Origin of the sequence: Mucilaginibacter kameinonensis, assembly GCF_003675385.1 — a bacterium.
Classification (GTDB): domain Bacteria; phylum Bacteroidota; class Bacteroidia; order Sphingobacteriales; family Sphingobacteriaceae; genus Mucilaginibacter; species Mucilaginibacter kameinonensis.
On sequence record NZ_RCWZ01000003.1, the window covers coordinates 662,679 to 681,471 of the forward strand.

Annotated in this window: 10 protein-coding genes; 7 read left to right on the plus strand and 3 right to left on the minus strand. The window is 42.4% G+C overall.

Annotated elements, in window-relative coordinates:
• Nucleotides 1–100 precede the first annotated feature (100 nt).
• From EAH55_RS16030 to EAH55_RS16040, 3 genes are all read right to left on the minus strand, one after another.
• Nucleotides 101–1,903 (minus strand): M61 family metallopeptidase, encoded by a 1,803-nt coding sequence (locus EAH55_RS16030; RefSeq protein ID WP_121810529.1) that lies wholly within the window; start codon nucleotides 1,901–1,903, stop codon nucleotides 101–103.
• Between the two features lie 281 nt (nucleotides 1,904–2,184).
• Entirely contained in the window at nucleotides 2,185–4,329 is a 2,145-nt protein-coding gene (locus EAH55_RS16035; RefSeq protein WP_121810530.1) for a S9 family peptidase, read from the minus strand.
• Between the two features lie 523 nt (nucleotides 4,330–4,852).
• Nucleotides 4,853–7,429: a phosphoenolpyruvate carboxylase gene (locus tag EAH55_RS16040; protein WP_121810531.1), complete on the minus strand. Its 2,577-nt coding sequence runs from the start codon at nucleotides 7,427–7,429 to the stop codon at nucleotides 4,853–4,855.
• Between the two features lie 273 nt (nucleotides 7,430–7,702).
• On the opposite strand from EAH55_RS16040, the gene EAH55_RS16045 reads away from it, so the two are divergent.
• The 7 genes from EAH55_RS16045 (at nucleotide 7,703) to EAH55_RS16075 (ending at nucleotide 18,675) form a co-directional block, all read left to right on the plus strand.
• Nucleotides 7,703–9,853 (plus strand): FUSC family membrane protein, encoded by a 2,151-nt coding sequence (locus EAH55_RS16045; protein ID WP_121810532.1) that lies wholly within the window; start codon nucleotides 7,703–7,705, stop codon nucleotides 9,851–9,853.
• 17 nt (nucleotides 9,854–9,870) lie between these two features.
• The gene (locus tag EAH55_RS16050; RefSeq protein ID WP_121810533.1) at nucleotides 9,871–10,593 is read left to right on the plus strand and encodes a DUF4184 family protein; all 723 of its coding nucleotides are present in this window, start codon (nucleotides 9,871–9,873) and stop codon (nucleotides 10,591–10,593) included.
• 142 nt (nucleotides 10,594–10,735) lie between these two features.
• Nucleotides 10,736–11,881 carry a methionine aminotransferase gene (locus EAH55_RS16055; protein WP_121810534.1) on the plus strand — a complete coding sequence of 382 codons (1,146 nt, stop codon included), beginning with the start codon at nucleotides 10,736–10,738 and terminating at the stop codon, nucleotides 11,879–11,881.
• A 177-nt stretch (nucleotides 11,882–12,058) separates the two neighbouring features.
• Nucleotides 12,059–12,844 carry an amidohydrolase gene (locus EAH55_RS16060; protein ID WP_121810535.1) on the plus strand — a complete coding sequence of 262 codons (786 nt, stop codon included), beginning with the start codon at nucleotides 12,059–12,061 and terminating at the stop codon, nucleotides 12,842–12,844.
• A 225-nt stretch (nucleotides 12,845–13,069) separates the two neighbouring features.
• Nucleotides 13,070–14,344: a TolC family protein gene (locus EAH55_RS16065; RefSeq protein WP_112571922.1), complete on the plus strand. Its 1,275-nt coding sequence runs from the start codon at nucleotides 13,070–13,072 to the stop codon at nucleotides 14,342–14,344.
• Between the two features lie 20 nt (nucleotides 14,345–14,364).
• Complete coding sequence (locus tag EAH55_RS16070) at nucleotides 14,365–15,468, plus strand: efflux RND transporter periplasmic adaptor subunit (RefSeq protein ID WP_244228222.1); 1,104 nt, start codon at nucleotides 14,365–14,367, stop codon at nucleotides 15,466–15,468.
• Nucleotides 15,469–15,537: 69 nt separating this feature from the next.
• The gene (locus EAH55_RS16075; protein WP_121810537.1) at nucleotides 15,538–18,675 is read left to right on the plus strand and encodes an efflux RND transporter permease subunit; all 3,138 of its coding nucleotides are present in this window, start codon (nucleotides 15,538–15,540) and stop codon (nucleotides 18,673–18,675) included.
• The last annotated feature ends 118 nt before the right edge of the window (nucleotides 18,676–18,793 follow it).

Genomic DNA, 18,793 nt, shown 5'->3' on the forward strand with positions numbered 1-18,793 from the left:
TTTATAATGAAACCAAAACGCTATTTTTTATGATTTAATATAAAGCAAATCATAAAAAATAGCGTGTACCTATTCTTAGAAAAAAACGTCGTATAAATTACTACGTCCCTTCTGTCCAGCTTTTAAAAATGGCAGCCTGCAGCTGATCAGGGTTTGGCAAGGGGGTTATCCTGAATGACTTTTCACGCTTTTTACCAAGCGTTACGTTTATATCTTTTGTTACGCCATTTTTCAGAATGGTAAACTTCACCACATCGCCTTCTTTACGGTTATCAAGGGCCTTACCCAAGGCTTCCGGATTAGCTGTCTCGTCATCAATTTTTAAAACAACGCTACGCCCACGAATGCCTGCAGTCCACGCGGGTGATTGGTAAGCCACTGTGGTTACGCGCATGGTATCCCTAACCTGACGCATGTTTAAGCCTGCCCAAGCGTTGGAAACTACTTTGGTTGCCGTATCTACAGCCAATCCACCGTAAGCGAAATACTTAGGATAATCCGGAGGTTTAACCGTCGATGCATATTCAAATACCTCCGTTAAATGCACACCGGCCATTTTTTCGCATTCGTTCCTGAACTCCTGTTCTGTAAAGCCCCGGTTTAGCTTTTTGTAGTATTTGTAGTAAAGCAGGCGCATTACATCATCAAGCGTTTTCTTGTTTTGTGTAGCGTGGCGAATGCTAAAATCAAGCATCAGCCCCAAAATTGGCCCTTTATCGTAATACGAAATAGTTTTGTTAAAATCATCGCCCTGCCTGCCGTTAGGCCCGTCATCCCAGGTATTGTAACTGGCTTGTGTTGCCGATTGGTATAAATGCCCCGGCTCGTTTTCATAGTTACGCAGGTTGTTCTGAAAATCGCCAAACATATCTTCATTGTTCATTAAACCGGCATGCCTCGTAATCATGTACTCATAATAAACAGTAAAGCCTTCGGATACCCAAAGCATATTGGTATGGTTCTCTTTCGAATAATCAAACGGACCAAGCTCAACCGGCCTGATGCGCTTAACATTATAATGGTGAAAATATTCGTGCGCTATAAAGTTGTAAAGCTTTTTACGGGCTTCAGGCGTATTAAACCCTTCGCCGCCGCTAAAACTTAACGAGGTTGAGTTCAAATGCTCAATACCCCCGCCTCCTGCCCCTATCGACAGAAAAGTATAATGCGTATAAGGTATTTCGCCAATGATATTGCTGCCGGTTACTACAATCTTTTTCAGATCGTCCATGAATGCCTGCCTGTCAAAAGCGGGCAGTTTGTAGCCAATAAAGTTGTGTGGCTTGTTTTGTACGGTAAATGGCGGTAAAATTTCCAGCTCCCCCATTAAAAACGGACTATCATAAAGCACATCAAAATCAGCGGCTTTATAAACATGGTATTGCCCCTTCAAGGTATCCAGTCCGGTAGCTACCAGATCTTTCCACTTACTGTAAGGTTTCATCTTGATGGTAACCGGGTGACGCAATTCCTGGTCGAGGTACATGAACAGGCCGCCGGGAGTAATATACCCACGTGTTTCGTCCAAATAAACGTTGCCTACAAAGGGCACCACAGCCTTTACATCGTACGAGATCTTGACATCGCCTGCAGAAGGGTTATTAACCTGCCAGGTATCTTTAGTCGGTTTATCAAATTTTAGCGGACTGCCTTTTGCATCGGTCACTGTAAAATTTTGCACTGCACCTGCAAAATCTATTAGCTGATAATACCCCGGTGTCCAAACGCACATTTTAAAGTCGAGTGTTTTGAGGTGGGTTTTGTTGCTGAGCTCAACATGATACAAATGTTCGGCTGCCTTTTCCATCGACACCGAATACTGCATATTAACAGGTTGCTGGGCTAAAGCGCCTACGCTAAAAACAAGGCAAAATGACAGGGTTAACTTGGATATTAATTTCATTACCAGAGAGGATTTTGCCGAATATAATAAACCACAATTTATTTATCCGGCCACTTACTTGAAATTAGCCTGAAAGATATAAGGTTTTATTTAGGGGAGATAAAATTGATGGATTCTAATATAAAAATCGTCATTGCGAGGTACGAAGCAATCCCCTACTTACAGAGTAACCGTGTAAGTTCTCCCTGTACAGTTCGCGATTGCTTCGTACCTCGCAATGACGTGTTGTTTTGTAATTTGTGTACCCAACCACTCACCAATCAACCTAATCAACCATTCACCTACTTATCAATCCCCTCAAGCGCAAACAAAAACGCGTAGTTTAACGCTTCCTCTTTTAAATAATCAAACCTACCCGATGCTCCGCCATGGCCGTAATCCATATTGGTATGCAGCATTAGCACATTATTGTCAGTTTTATTGGCGCGTAACTTGGCTACCCATTTGGATGGTTCAAAATATTGCACCTGGCTATCATGCAAGCCGGTTATAACCAACATATTCGGGTAGGCCTTTTTCTCCACGTTTTCATAGGGCGAATAGCTTTTCATGTATTTATAAGCGTCGGCATTTTTAGGATTGCCCCATTCGTCAAACTCGTTAGTAGTTAAAGGGATGCTTTCATCAAGCATCGTGTTCACTACGTCAACAAATGGTACTTCGGCAATAATGCCATGCCACAGATCGGGAGCCATATTGGCTACAGCGCCCATCAGCAAGCCACCGGCACTACCGCCTTCGGCGTACAAATGCTCTTTACTGGTATATTTTTGATCAACAAGGTATTTACCACAGTCAATAAAATCAGTAAAGGTGTTTTTCTTTTTCATCAACTTGCCATCCAGGTACCACTGACGGCCCATCTCTTGTCCGCCCCGGATGCCAGCCATTGCGAAAACAAAACCTCTGTCGAGTAAACTTAACCGCGCGCTCGAAAAATAAACATCATTGGTATAACCGTAAGAACCATAGCCGTAAAGCAGCAAAGGCGCTTTGCCATTCTTGTCGAACCCTTTTTTGTAAACCAGGGATATCGGCACTTTGGTACCATCTGTCGCGGTGCCGTAAATACGTTCGGTTACATAATCATCAGCTTTATATCCACCAAGCACCTCCTGTTGTTTCATCAGTTTGGAAGCCTTTGTCTCCATGTTATAATCAAAGGTTGATGAAGGTGTGGTTAACGACGTATAACCATACCTTAATACCTTACTGTTATAATCAGGATTAGCGCCCACATAAATTGCATAAGCGGCTTCCTTAAAATCAACATAATGCTCAGCTCCCGATGCAAGGTTACGCACCCTGAACTGGTTTAAGCCATTCTTACGCTCGGTGATCACGATAAAATCCTTATACTCTTCAACCCCTTCCAGCAACACATCTTTGCGATGCGGCAAAACTTCTTTCCAGTTGCTGCTTTCAGTTTTATCAAGCGGGCATTCCATCAGCTTAAAATTAATGGCATCCTGGTTGGTTACTATCAAAAACTTATCAGCAAGGGCAGTAACACTGTACAATACATCTTTGATACGAGGCTGAAAAACTTTAAAAGCTTCGTTAGGTTTACCCGCATCCAGATATCTAAACTCAGACGATAAAGTAGCCCGCGACTCGATAAAAATATAATCGCCCGATTTTGATTTATCTATACCTATATAGTTCGATTTATCTTTTTCCTCATAAACAACCACATCTGCATCTTTCGATCCTAAAGCATGCCGCTTAATTTTTTCGGTAAGCAGAGTTTCGGGGTTCTTGGCTGTGTAGAATAAGGTTTTATTATCCTTTGCCCAGACAGATCCACCAGAGGTGTTAACTATTGCATCAGTATAAATTTCACCCGTTTCCAGGTTTTTAATGTGAATAGTATACTGCCTCCTCGAAACCATATCAATACCATAGGCCAGCAGCTTATTATCCGGACTTATATTAAACCCATTTGCTGAATAGTAACTATGCCCTTTGGCCATTTCATCCACATCAAGCAATACTTCTTCCTTAGCATCAAGGCTGCCTTTTTTACGGCAATATTTGTAATACTCTTTTCCCTCGTCGGTACGCGAATAGTAGTAGTAACCGTTTTTAAATACCGGTACCGATTCATCCTTCTCCTTAATCCTGGCTTTCATTTCATCAAACAGTACCTTCTGAAAGTTTTTGGTACCGCTCATCATAGTGTCCTGGTAAGCGTTCTCCGCTTTCAGGTAATCTACAGCTTTGGTACTATCGGGACCTTTCTTAAAGTAATCAATCATCCAGTAATAATTATCAGTAACAGTATCATTATGGATAGTGCGGATATGCGGTTTAATTTCGGCAACGGGAGGTTTTACATCGGGCCATTTGTACATAGTAGTTTCTGTTTTTTGTTTGCACGAAGCGGCAAAGATTAAAATACTTACCGGAATAATGATTTTTTTCATTGGATAAAAGGTTTAAAGTACTGAACCTTTTAAAGTTAGGTTTAAGAAATGGGAAAGGCAATAGGGATGTAAAATCAGGCCGCATATTTACTTAGCCTTTAAAATCCCCTCTTGAGAGGAGGCGCGGAGGAACGGGCAATAGCAGGAAGGTATTTCTGCAATAGACTTATCAAAAAGCAGAAACACAACCCTCCGCCCCTCTCAAGAGGGGAATCGCACATCCCCACGCTTAAACCTGTAGTAGGAAAGGAATGAGAGGGGGTTAACAGGGTTAACACAATTTCGAAAAATTCGATTTATATCATTAAAAATCAGATACTTATAAAACACAGGGGTTACACCAAAAGATTCTATTAATATTCCAAATATAAATCCGTCAAGAAAACTTAGCGCCTTCGCCTGTTCCAATATCGAACTGTCCCCCCTCACTTAATCAACCCAATCAACCGCTCTCCCCAACAACAAAAAATCCACCTGCTATTGCTAACAGGTGGACGGGGATATAAATTAAAACAATAAACTACTAAGCCAAGTTGCGCCCGGCATTTACAATACCATAAACCGTACGGATCACCAGCTTATTATAAATATCATTAAGCTCGGTATCCTTTTCATAGTTTATGCATTGCAGCGCATAGTGCTGAATGATCACCAACGGCAATACAATTTTTTCGCGGATGGCGATAGAACGGCGTTCAACCGGGTACTCTTCCATTAATACCGTACTGCCGGTTACTTCCAGCAGCATTTCGCGGGTGAGTACAAATTCGTCCTTCAGCATTTTCCAGAACGCACCAAACTTCTCGTCTTTTTCAAGATATGCGGTAACGCGGAAATCTGATTTAGACATGGACATCATACAGTTATCCAGCATGGTTTTGAAGAAACCTGATGTTCGGTAAAGTTCTTTAACCTCATCCCAGCCACCGGTTTCCTTAACTTGCTTAAGCGCGGTACCTACACCATAAAAACCAGGGATGCTTTGTTTTAACTGGCTCCATGAAGTTACAAAGCTGATAGCCCTCAGGTCTTCCAGTTTCAGTTGCGCACCGGCATTACGCTTGGTTGGGCGACTACTGATATTGATCCTTGACAATAATTTCAGCGGACTGAATTTCTCCAGGTATTCAACAAATAAAGGATGCGCACGTAGGTCGATAAACAATTTGTAGCTGATATCGGCCATTTGCTGAATAAGTTCTTTATGACGGTTATCCAACAGATCATTACGGTTTGGATGCAGGGCCGAGATAACGCCGGCATTGATCAGTTGTTCCATATTAAACCTTGCAGTTTCAACCGAGCCATATTGCGAACTTACGGTTTGACCCTGGATAGTTAACTGGATATGTTCATTGGCAATCTCCTTACCCATCGACGCGTAGAAACGGTGTGTTTTACCACCGCCACGTGCAGGTGGGCCGCCCCTGCCGTCAAAAAACGCCAGTTGAATGCCGTATTTACGGGCCATAGCTGTAAGTTCAACTTTGGCTTTGTAAATCGACCAGTTGGCCATCAGGTAACCACCGTCTTTAGTACTATCAGAGAAACCAAGCATAATGGTTTGCTGGCTTCCCCTGTTTTTAAGATGCTCGGCATAAAACGGATGCGTGTACAGCTGCTCCATAATGCCCGCCGCATGTTCCAAATCGTTCACGGTTTCAAACAACGGCATAAAATCAATGCTCAGGCTGTCTTTTTTCCAACCGCTCCATAAAAATAGATCGATTAGCTGCAGAATATCAGACGCACGCTGACAGTTACTGATAATAAAACGCTGGCAAGCTTTTTCGCCGTTACCCTCCTGGATCTGTTTAACCAGCCTGATGGTATCCAGCGTATCGTGGATCATGGCATCTTTCTCTTCTTCAGGGCAAACAAAATCTGCCTCTTTAAAAACAATGCTCTTTACTTTTTCATCCTCATTTAAGTCCGAATAACCTTCTGCAACACCGGTATCGATATTCTTGGTACCGTACTCAAAAACCTTGCGTAAAATGCGGCTATCCTGCCTGATATCTATCGTTGCAAAATAACATCCAAACAGGCGTACCTTTTGGATCATATCCTCGACAATATCTACAAACAAACCGTCGTGATCTTTAAGGATAACCTCTTTTATAGAAAGCAATAAATCCAGTATTTCGCCCTGTAAATCAACAGGTGTTAACTGTTCATTGGCATTTTTATAAAAAAGGTTCTCCAGCTTACCCATCGCTTCTTCCACACCGCGGAAGGTGATACGGCGCTTAAGCGTCCGGAAATCACGATAATAACAACGGAACAAACGTTGCCTTAAGAAGCTGGCCACCTCTTTAGTGGTTTGCGTAGTTACGTTAGGGTTACCATCACGGTCGCCACCTGGCCAGAAACCCAATTCCAGGATCTGACGGCTTGCAGCATCAATATCAAATTCCTCTTCAAGCTTGGCCTGAATGTCTGATACGGCATGGTAAAATATATTCTCCAAAAACCAGGAAAGGCTTACGGCCTCATCAACCGGCGTTGGTGATGTTTTATTAAAGAAAGGTGTTTTACCCAGTTGCTGCAGCAATACATCGATACTATTAATATCGTTGGTTTTTACGGCTTCAATCAAATCGGTCATGATGCCAAGCACCGTGCCGGGATAAAACTGTGTAGGGTGAGCAGTAAGCACCAGGCGTAACGAAAAATCTTTTAGCTTTTCGCTGATATCCTGGCGGCTTTCATCGCTAATGGCCGCGTGCTGCAATAAACTTTGCAGGGTACCGCTATCATCAAACTTACCTATTTTATTAAATGATGAATCTTCAATGGCGTCAAACAATACTACCTGACGTTCAATGTACTGAATAAACCTGAACATGCGGTTAATCTGCTCACGATGTTCGATATCCGGTACGTACTTTTCAAAAAACGACTCGATGATCTCTGTAGGCGAATCATGGGTGATAGCACCCTTTTCGCAATGTGAGCTGAAGAACGGCAATAAAATACCGGTATCCTTTACCTGGTAAAACGGAAGTGTTTGAAACAAACTGTTATATAACTCAAATCGGGTAACAACCTCATTATTGAAGGCTGCTTCTCTTTGGCTGAGTTTTAACGTTGGCGACATAGTAAAAAATTAAATTGAGGTAAAATTGATTGGTTTAGCTTTTGGCCTTTTCCGGGGGGTGAATTTACTGATCTTTAATTTAAATTCACCAAAAAGTAAATATTTATTAACACAAATCTTCAATTAATAGCATTTTAACAAAATAAGACGCAAAAATTAAAAATATGGAAATTCAAAACGCCATTTCGGGGCAATAAATTATATTTAATAAAAACAGCCCGAACAAACAAAATTCCTTATAATAGTTCTGTTATTTATAAAGCTGCTACTACCATGTCTATAAACATCAGGGAGATAAAAAGTTTCTTTTACAGTCAATATTTTTCTGATGGCATCCGGATCTGTATAGGCATATTACTGCCTTCCCTGCTGTTAATGCAGTTTGATAAATTTGATCTCGGCCTTACGCTTTCATTGGGCGCGTTGTGTATCTGTGTTATTGATACGCCCGGACCAGTATCGCACAAACGTAACGCCATGGCAGCCGGTAACCTTTGCCTGTTTTTGGTAGCCATTATTACCGGTTTCGCAAGGCTCAACGTAATTACCCTCGGTATCGAGATCACCTTTTTCGCTTTTCTGTTTTCTATGTTCACTGTTTATGGTAATAGGGCGGCATCGGTGGGTACCTGTTCGTTGCTCATCATGATCTTTATGATGGATAAGGCATTAGCCGCCCCTGAGGTATTGGGTTACAGTGCTAAGATTTTGGCCGGGGGCGTTTGGTATATGATCTTCAGCCTGGTATTTTTTGGTATTCGCCCCTACCGCGCGGCGCAACAGGCCCTTGGCGAAAACGTGACCGATATAGCTCGTTTTTTACGTATCAAAGCTGATTTTTACTTATCGGATACCGATATCGACGAAAACTACCGTAAACTGGTTTCCAAACAGATCCAGGTGAGCCAGCATCAGGACGCCGTGCGCGAGTTGCTTTTTAAAAGTCGCATTATGGCCCGCGAATCAACCGCACCAAGCCGCATCCTGGTACTAACCTTTGTTGACCTGGTTGATATCTATGAGCAGATCATGGCCACGCATTACGACTACGCACATATCCGCGAAAAATTTAAGGATACCGGTGTACTTTCAGAAATTGCCCGCATTATCCATAACATGGCCGATGAGCTTGACGATGTGGCCTATATTGTGCTAACAAACACACGCCGCCGCCATCTCACCGACTTTAACATCGAACTGGAAAAACTAAAAGTTAAGATCGATTCCATTGGCAAAAACAACCAGGAAACCAGTAACCTGGTGCTTAAAAAGATCCTGATTAACCTGCGTTCGCTTGGCGAGGGAATTAACAACATCTATAAATACTATAGCTCAAAAGCTGCCGAATCATTAAATGAACCAAAAAGTGACGTGGAATACACCGCGTTTGTAAGCCATCAGGATTTCGCGCCGCATATTTTCACCGACAACTTTACGCTGGCATCCGGCGCGTTTAAGCATGCCTTGCGGGTAGCATTGGTATGCCTGGTAGGCTTTATTACGGCAAAGCTTGTTTCCTTAGGTCACCATAGTTATTGGGTATTACTTACCATTATTGTGATATTGAAACCAGGGTTCAGCCTTTCCAAACAGCGCAACTATCAGCGTTTAATAGGCACCATTGGCGGCGGTGTTATAGGTATTGCCATACTTACTTTTATCCCCAATGTTACTGCCCAGTTTATTTTCCTGGTGATATTTATGATGGGGGCTTACAGCTTTCAGCGCCTCAACTACGTTGTAAGCGTTATTTTCATGACACCTTATGTGTTGATACTATTCAAGTTTTTAGGTGTGGGATTATTGAACGTAGCCCAGGAAAGGATCCTCGATACCATTATAGGCTCAACCATCGCTTTGGTGGCCAGCTACCTGATATTCCCAACCTGGGAGTTTGAACAGATCCAGGAAACCCTGAGGGATGTGATCATTGCCAATATCAATTACCTGGTTACCATTGCCGAAAGCATTTCGGGCAAAATGACCAGTATTACTGCCTACAAACTGGCACGTAAGGAGGTTTATGTAAAATCGGCCAACCTTTCGGCCGCGTTTGAACGCATGACCTCCGAGCCCAAAAGCAAGCAACGTAAAATAAAGGATATACATAAGTTTGTGGTGCTAAACCATATTCTTTCCTCATATATCGCTACAATAGCATCGGCTCAAAGTAAAAAAGAAATCGCGGTTGCCCACCCCGAGGCTATGAAGCTGATCAAAAAAAGTATAACTGTATTAAACGATACCGGCCAAAAACTACAGGCCGAGAATATCGAATTCAATATCGGTAAAATTCCTTCCCCTAATCCGGAAGCTCAGAAACCTGTGGCCCAGGCGGAGGATGCTTTATTGAAAGAACAGTTAGGCTTTATCAATAAGATCAGCTACGATATCGCGAAGATCACGGATAGTATTTTGGTTTAGCTATTACATTACAACCTATGCCTTTTACTTTCGCGCACCCGGCTATAGTTTTACCGCTCAACAATCTAAAAACCAGATGGCTCTCGTTGACAGGGTTAATAGCAGGCGCTATGGTTCCTGATTTTGAATACTTCGTCAGGATGCATATATACAGTATCTATAGCCATACTATTTGGGGATTGTTTTGGTTTGATATTCCTTTTGGAGTGTTGCTTGCCTTTCTATTCCACAACATTGTTCGTAATAAACTATTCAATAACCTGCCATCTTTTTTAAACAGGCGCTTATATGCTTATAAAACCTTTAACTGGAATAGTTATTTTAGAAAGTACTGGCCTGTTGTTTTGTATTCGATTTTTATTGGAGCCTGTACTCACATGTTTTTAGATGCTTTTACACACCCTGCAGGATATTTTGTTGCACTATTCCCCGAAGTATTTAATAAAACTATCATAGCTACTACCCCGCTTTATAAAATCCTTCAACATACGTTTACGCTGATCGGTACACTATATATAATATATTACATCCGAAAAATGCCGGAAGAACAACACACCAATCGGTCTATCTCAAAATACTGGATCCTGATAAGTATTTGTACTGCTTGCATCATTGTTTTAAGGTTTTGGATAATGCCAGATTTCCAGGTCATTGCTAATGTGATCATATCCGCTATTTCCGCGTTTTTGTTAGCGTTGATCATTATTCCTCAAATTTTAAAAACCTCTGTTTCACACTGAGAAGTAAAACGTTTTCTGGTTAAAATCTCCACTTAAAACATTCCAAATATGTTTAAACCTTTAAATTAAACTGTTTCCAAAAACAAAAAATACCCGGTTGCATGGATAGGTTCATGATGATTTTTCCCTACTTTAGCCATCGATGATAAACGTAGTTTCAAAATTACCCCAAACAGGAACCACCATATTCACCGTCATGTCGGCCCTGGCCAACGAGCTCGGGGCAATAAATCTGTCGCAGGGTTTTCCTGACTACGACTGTTCGCCCGAGCTTATCGAGCTTGTGAATAAAGCCATGAAAGAGGGCCATAACCAGTATGCGCCTATGGCAGGTGTAATGGCTTTGAGAGAGCGTATTGCCGAAAAAACCGAAAAACTTTACAGCGCTGTTTATAATCCGGAAACGGAAATTACCATAACTGCCGGTGGTACACAGGCTATATTTACAGCTATCAGCGCCGTTATACATCCCAATGATGAAGTGATCATTTTTGAACCTGCTTTTGATTGTTACGCCCCAGCCATTAAACTGATGGGAGGCGTTGTAAAATCGCTTGCTCTCGAACCGCCCAACTATCGTATTGCCTGGGATATGGTGAAGCGGCTGATCAACCAAAAAACAAAAATGATCATCCTTAACTCGCCGCATAACCCAACGGCAACTATCCTGCACAAGGAAGACATTGAACAGTTAAGCGCGCTGGTAAAAAACCAGGATATATTAATATTGAGCGATGAGGTGTACGAGCACTTGATATACGATGGCGAAACCCACCACAGCATGGCTCGCTACCCCGAACTTCAGCAACGTAGTTTTATAGTGGCATCCTTCGGCAAGCCTTTTCATGCTACCGGCTGGAAGGTTGGATATTGCATGGCACCCGCCTATCTCATGAATGAGTTCAGGAAAATTCATCAGTTTTTGGTGTTCGCGGTAAACACACCTATCCAATATGCCATCGCCGAACATCTGAAAAACGAAGAAACTTACCTGGGCTTAGCTGAATTTTTCAGGCAGAAACGTGACTATTTCAGGAATGGGCTCGAACAAACCCGTTTTAAACTTCTGCCTTGCAACGGTTCATACTTCCAGTCAGTAAGTTACCAGCATATTTCCGACGAAAAAGATGTTGATTTTTCTATCCGGATAGCAAAGGAATTTGGAGTAGCAACTATACCTGTTTCGGCATTTTACAGCAAGGGGATTGACCACCATGTGCTGAGGTTTTGTTTCGCCAAAAGACAAGAAACTTTAGATAAAGCCGTTGATAGGTTAATTCGCATTTAATTTTTGGTTAATGGTTCATAGTTAATGGATCATAGCCAAATCTTTAAATTTGATTTTGGTTCATGGTTCACAATTAACGGATCATAGCCAACTTGTATAAGTTTTATCAGTATGGATCAACCATCGTCATGCATTTTTTGCTATGAACCATGATCCATCCACTATGAACCAATTACTATGGAGAATCTTAAAATTACTGTTTTTCAAGGCTACCTTTTTTGGGAAAATATCGATAAAAACCTTCAGAATATCACCCTCAGGCTATCGGGCGGAATCCGCGAAAAAACCGATCTCATTATACTTCCCGAAATGTTTACCACGGGCTTTACCATGAATGTCGCGGTACTGGCCGAACCCATGAATGGCAAAACCATGCAATGGATGGAAAAAACCGCTCAACAATACGACTGCGTAATAACCGGGAGTATCATTATAGAAGAGGGTGGCAAATACTATAACCGCCTCATCTGGATGCGCCCCGATGGCACATATGAGCATTATGATAAACGCCACTTGTTTGCGCTTGGTAAAGAGCATAATACCTACACGGCCGGCACCAAAAAACTTTTTGTTGAGCTAAACGGCTGGAAAATTTGCCCGGTGATTTGCTACGACCTTCGTTTCCCGGTATGGCTGCGTAACATTGAAGAAAACGCGTACGACCTGCTTATCGTAGTGGCCAACTGGCCCGAACGCCGGGCAGCGCACTGGCGCACCCTGATACCCGCACGTGCTGTTGAAAATCAATCATATATCATAGCGGTTAACCGTGTAGGCCACGATGGCAACGAAGTTTATCACAGCGGCGATTCTACCTGTATTGATCCTAACGGCAAAGTAATTTACTATAAACGCGATGAAGAAGACCTTTACACATTCAGTATCGTAGCCGACGAGATTGAAAAGATACGCACCGCGCTCCCCTTCCTAAAAGATGCAGATGATTTTGAGATAAATATCTGAAAGAACCCTGATTCATAGGGTTTGAGGATTACCGTGATTTTGTCTGAACCGGAATTTGAAGAATCAATTAAATTGCCAGAATATAGAATTAAACAAATTCTTTCAATTCGTTTAATTCGAGTTCTGGCAAAATCACGGTTCCTCTCTACCATTAGTTTTCCTTCACTTCATACAAAATTCATAAGTGTTTTGAATTTTTGTATTGTTGAATTTTGATGAAGGAAAATGCGAAATATAAAATCCCTGCTATTTATATCACCCTTATTTTTTAGTTTATTAACACAAAAGGCCGAAGCACAAACAGATACGTTAAAGATCACTTTCCCTGAAGCTGAAAAACAGTTCATTGAAAATAACCTTAGCCTGCTTGCCCAAAAGTATAATGTTGATGCCCAAAAGGCGCTCATTCAACAAGCTAAATTATGGGACAATCCCGTTTTAAGCACCGATCAAAACATTCATGACGGTGGCACCAACAAATTTTTTAATCACGCCAACGGTGGCGGACAAGTTTTTGTTCAGCTAAACCAGGTATTTGCCACTGCCGGCAAACGCGGCAAACAGGTAAAAGTAGCCGAAGACGATGCCAAAGTTCAGGAAGCTGCCTTTAACGACCTGATGCGCAACCTGCGCTACAATCTTCAGCTTGATTTCGGTCAGCTGGGTTCGTTGAATGCCCAACAATTGGTTTATCAAAACGAAATCAAATCGGCTACCGAACTGGTTAATGCCATTCAAAAATCATTTGATGTTGGCAATACTTCCATGAAGGACCTGATCCGTTTGAAAGCGTTGCTGTTTGGCCTGCAAAATGATATGGTTGAGAATAACCGCCAGATCAACGATCTGCAGACTGAGCTTAAAACCTTACTCCAAACTAAAGAAACCGCATTTGTACAGCCCATCATAAATGATAAGCCGGTTGAAACTGTCGACCTGGACGTACAATCACTAATAAGCCAGGCCATGACCAACAGGCCCGATTACTTATCTAATCAGTACCAGTTAAATTCGGCCACACATAACCTCGCCTATCAAAAAGCATTGGCAGTGCCTGATGTAACCATCGGCGTATCATATGACCAAAACAGCAGCTACGCCCGTAACTACTATGGCTTACAAATTGGTTTGCCAATACCGTTGTTTAACCGCAACCAGGGCAATATCAAATCTGCACAATACAATATCAAAAGTCAGGAGAGCACTTTAAAACAAAGCGAATTCCAGCTTAAAAACGACGTAGTTGCTGCTGTTAACCAGTATAAGTTGAACCAGCAACTGTTCTCTAACCAGCAGATCACTTTTAATGAGCAATATGATAAACTGTTTGGTGCCATGCTCAAGAGTTTCCAGCAACGCCAGATAAGCCTTGTAGAGTTTGTTGACTTTTTTGACACCTATAAGGATACCAAACTAAAAATATTGCAACAAAAATATAACCTGCAAAAAGCTATTGCCGACCTCAACTTTGCCGTTGGCACAACCGTAATAAAATCCTGACTAACTTTTTAAGACTTACTATGATGAAAAGAGAAACGCTGTTTTCCGGCATCTCAGCTTTACTATTGCTTGCCGCTTGTAAAGGCAAAACCCCTCCTGCTGTTGAAAACAAACAGGTAACTGTGAGCGATTCGATGGCCAAAATTATCACTATCGATACTGCCAAGATCGCTACCATAAAAAATGAGCTAACCCTTTCGGGCGAGGTATCATACGATGACAACGCGGTTGTTAAAGTATTTCCGTTTTCGAGCGGACAGGTGCTGGATGTGAAAGTTTCACTTGGCGATAAGGTGAGCAAAGGTCAAACCCTTGCCATTGTGCGCAGTGCCGATGTTGCCGGTAACTATACTGATTTGAGCTCATCAAAATCAGATCTTGCTATTTACAAACGTCAGTTGGAGCAGGCAGAATATTTATACAAAAACGGGATCTCAAGCGAGCGTGATTATACCGAGGCTAAAGAAAACTACAACAAAGCCGAAGCAGCGTATAACAAAGTTCAACAACAAATTGCCATCAATGGTGGTGGTAACACCAGCCCGGGCGGTACGTTAGTGATCAAAGCCCCTGAAAGCGGGTTTATAGTTGAAAAAAACATCACAGCTGGCGGTTTCATTCGTCCGGATAATGCCAATAGCATGTTCACCATATCAAACATGAAAGACGTTTGGATCTGGGCTAACGTGTTTGAGTCGGACATTAGTCGTGTTAAAGTAGGTTATACTGCAAAAGTTACCACCATTGCTTATCCTGATAAAGTATTTACAGGTAAAGTTGACGCAATAAGCTCTGTACTTGATCCAGACAATAAGGTTTTGAAAATCAAAATTGTATTGCCTAACGAAGGTATGCTGCTTAAGCCGGAGATGTTTACCAGCGTGGTTATAGCCAACAGCGAGAAAGCACAGTCGGTTGCTATACCGGCCAAAGCCGTTGTTTATGACAACAGCAAAAACTTTGTAGTAGTTTATAACAGTAAAGATGACCTGAAAGTACGCCAGGTAGCAGTTATAAAAACGGTTGAGGATACCACTTACATATCATCAGGCCTGCAGGCGGGTGATAAGATCATATCCAAAAACCAGTTGCTTTTTTATGATGCCATTGCGGGCAATAATTAAGGGGCGATAAACTAAAAATTGCCGGGCTTTAAAACCGGGCATTTACGTTTTTAAAATACAAAGACTACAATGAACAAGTTCATCAAAAATATCATATACTTCTCGCTTAGGCACCGTTACTTTGTGTTCTTTATGACACTGGTATTGGTAGTGCTGGGTGTGTGGAGCTATACCAACACCCCTATCGAGACCTTTCCTGACGTAACCAATACGCAGATCATTATTATTGCCCAATGGCCGGGCCGCAGTGCCGAAGAGATGGAAAAAATGGTTACCATCCCTATGGAAACCGTTTTAAACTCGGTACAGAAAAAGGCAAACCTTCGTACTACATCATCGTTCGGTCTTTCATATGTCCGCATTATTTTTGATGATGACGTTGATGACGCGTTTGCACGCCAGCAGGTTTTGAGCCGCTTGGGCAACGCCGATTTGCCAGACGGTGTTAAACCCGAGGTTGAGCCTCCATACGGCCCAACTGGCGAAATTTTCCGTTACACCTTAAAAAGCCATACCAAATCGTTACATGACCTTACCGCGATACAGGATTGGGTGCTTGACCGTCAGTTTAAATCTATCCCGGGTGTAGCCGACGTGAACAGCTTTGGCGGCGAGGAAAAAACTTACGAGGTGAGTGTGAACCCTTCGTTGTTACAAAAATACGGCCTTACCTCGCTTGATGTTTACACCGCCCTTAACCGCAGTAACATTAACGTGGGTGGTGATATCATCGAAAAAAATGACCAGGCTTATGTTGTACGTGGTATTGGCTTGATCAACAATATTGATGAGATCCAGAATATCATAATTAAAAACGTAAACAACGTGCCTATCCTGGCGCGTGATATAGCCGAAATTAAAGAAGGCGGCTTACCACGTTTAGGCCAGGTTGGTCGCGATAAAAACAACGATGTTATTGAAGGTATTGTGGTAATGCGTAAAGGCGAAAACCCTGCTGAGGTATTAAAGCTGATTAACCAAAAGGTTGTTGACCTTAATAAAAGCGTATTACCGGCCGACGTAAAAATCTCTACTTTTTACGATCGTACCAACCTGATGGATTTTTGTACCGAAACCGTTATCCATAACCTTTGCGAGGGTATTATACTGGTAACTGTTATCGTATTACTGTTCATGGCCGATTGGCGTACTACGCTTACGGTGGCTATTATCATTCCGCTGGCTTTATTGTTTGCCTTTATCTGTTTAAGGTTAAAAGGCATGAGCGCCAACCTACTCTCTATGGGGGCGGTTGACTTTGGTATCATCATAGATGGCGCGGTGGTAATGGTTGAGGGGATTTTCGTGGCGCTTGATCACAGGGCCAGGGAAGTAGGCATGCAGAAATTCAACGGGCTTGCCAAGCTCGGCTTGTTCAAGAATGTTGGCGCAGAGATGGGTAAAGCTATCTTTTTCTCTAAACTTATTATCCTTACCTGTTTGGTACCAATCTTCGCTTTCCAAAAGGTTGAAGGTAAAATGTTCTCTCCGCTGGCTTACACTTTAGGCTTTGCTTTGCTGGGTGCATTAATATTCACACTTACATTGGTACCTGCATTGTCAAGCATACTGCTTAATAAAAATGTAAGAGAAAAGCACAACCCGGTAGTATTGTTTTTTGAGCATGGTATCCGCCGTATGTTCGGTTATACTTATCGCAATCAAAAATTAAGTCTGATAGTTGCGGTAGCCTTCATGGCAGTTACCTTCTTCTCGGCTAAGTTTTTAGGGTCAGAGTTTTTGCCGCAGCTTAATGAAGGTGCCCTTTGGGTAACGGCGCAGCTGCCAATGAGTACCTCGCTGGAAAGTTCTGTTAAGGTAACTGATAAAATGAGGCAGATCCTCTCAACCTACCCTGAGGTAAAACAAACGCTATCGCAGGTTGGCCGTACTAATGACGGTACCGACCCTAAAGGTTTCTTTAACGTACAGATTCAGGTTGACCTTTTACCTAAAAAGGAATGGAAACGTAATATAACCCAGGAAGAGTTAATAGCTGACATGGATAAAAAGCTCAGTCAGTTTCCAGGCATTGTATTTAACTATTCACAACCTATTATTGATAACGTGGCCGAGGCAGTTGCGGGTGTACCTGCATCAATGGCAGTAAAAATATTCGGCCCGGATTTCCAGGTGCTCGATCAAAAAGCTGACTCGGTGATGGCCGTGCTTAAAAAGATCCAGGGCGTTGAAGACCTTGGTATCCTTCGCAATCTTGGCCAGCCAGAGTTCCGTATTGAACTTGACCAGCGTAAGATGGCACTTTATGGTGTATCAACTGCCGATGCAAACTCGGTTATTGAGATGGCTATCGGCGGTAAAGCGGCCTCACAACTTTATGAGGGCGAACGTAAGTTTGATATCAGGATCCGTTATCAAAAACAATTCAGGGATACTCAAAGCAAAATTGAAAACCTGATGGTGCCTACGCTTAACGGTTCAAAAATAGCTATCAAAGAAATTTCGAAAATCACCACACTAACCGGCCCGGCATTTATTTACCGCGATAACAACATGCGTTACATTGCCGTAAAATTCTCGGTACGTGGTCGTGATTTAGGTAGTACCATTGCCGAAGCACAGGACAAAGTGGGTGCTGCCGTAAAATTAGATCAGGGTTACTCCTTCACCTGGAACGGTGAATTTGAAAACCAGATCAGGGCCTCAAACACTTTGGCACATGTAGTACCTATATGTTTACTGGTAATATTCCTGATCCTGTTCATCACCTTCGGTAACGCAAAAGATGCCGTACTGGTAATCCTGAACGTGCCGTTCGCGTTGATAGGTGGTATTTTAGCATTGCATATCACAGGTACTAACTTCAGTATCTCGGCAGGTATCGGCTTCATCGCCTTATTTGGTGTCTGTATCCAGAATGGTGTGATCCTGATATCGGTATTCAAGAAAAACCTTGAAGAAAAAATGCACCTTGATGAAGCTATTATGCAAGGTGTAATATCACGTGTTCGTCCGGTAGTTATGACCGCATTGATGGCCGCCATTGGTTTGATGCCTGCGGCAATTTCTACGGGTATTGGTTCCGAAACCCAAAAACCGCTGGCTATAGTGGTAATAGGCGGTTTGGTAACTTCAACCATATTAACCTTACTGATATTACCTATCATTTACGCCATAGTTTACCGTTTAATCCACCGCCGTGAAAACCGTAAACTGTTGAAAAAAGTAGGCATGATAAAGGGATAATTAATTATCCAACGCGGCGGTTCCCCTCTTGAGAGGGGGCGCGACGGAAAAGAGCGAAAGCAGGGGTGTGTTTCTACGTTTAGAATATCGAAAATAGTAACACACCCCTCCACCCCTC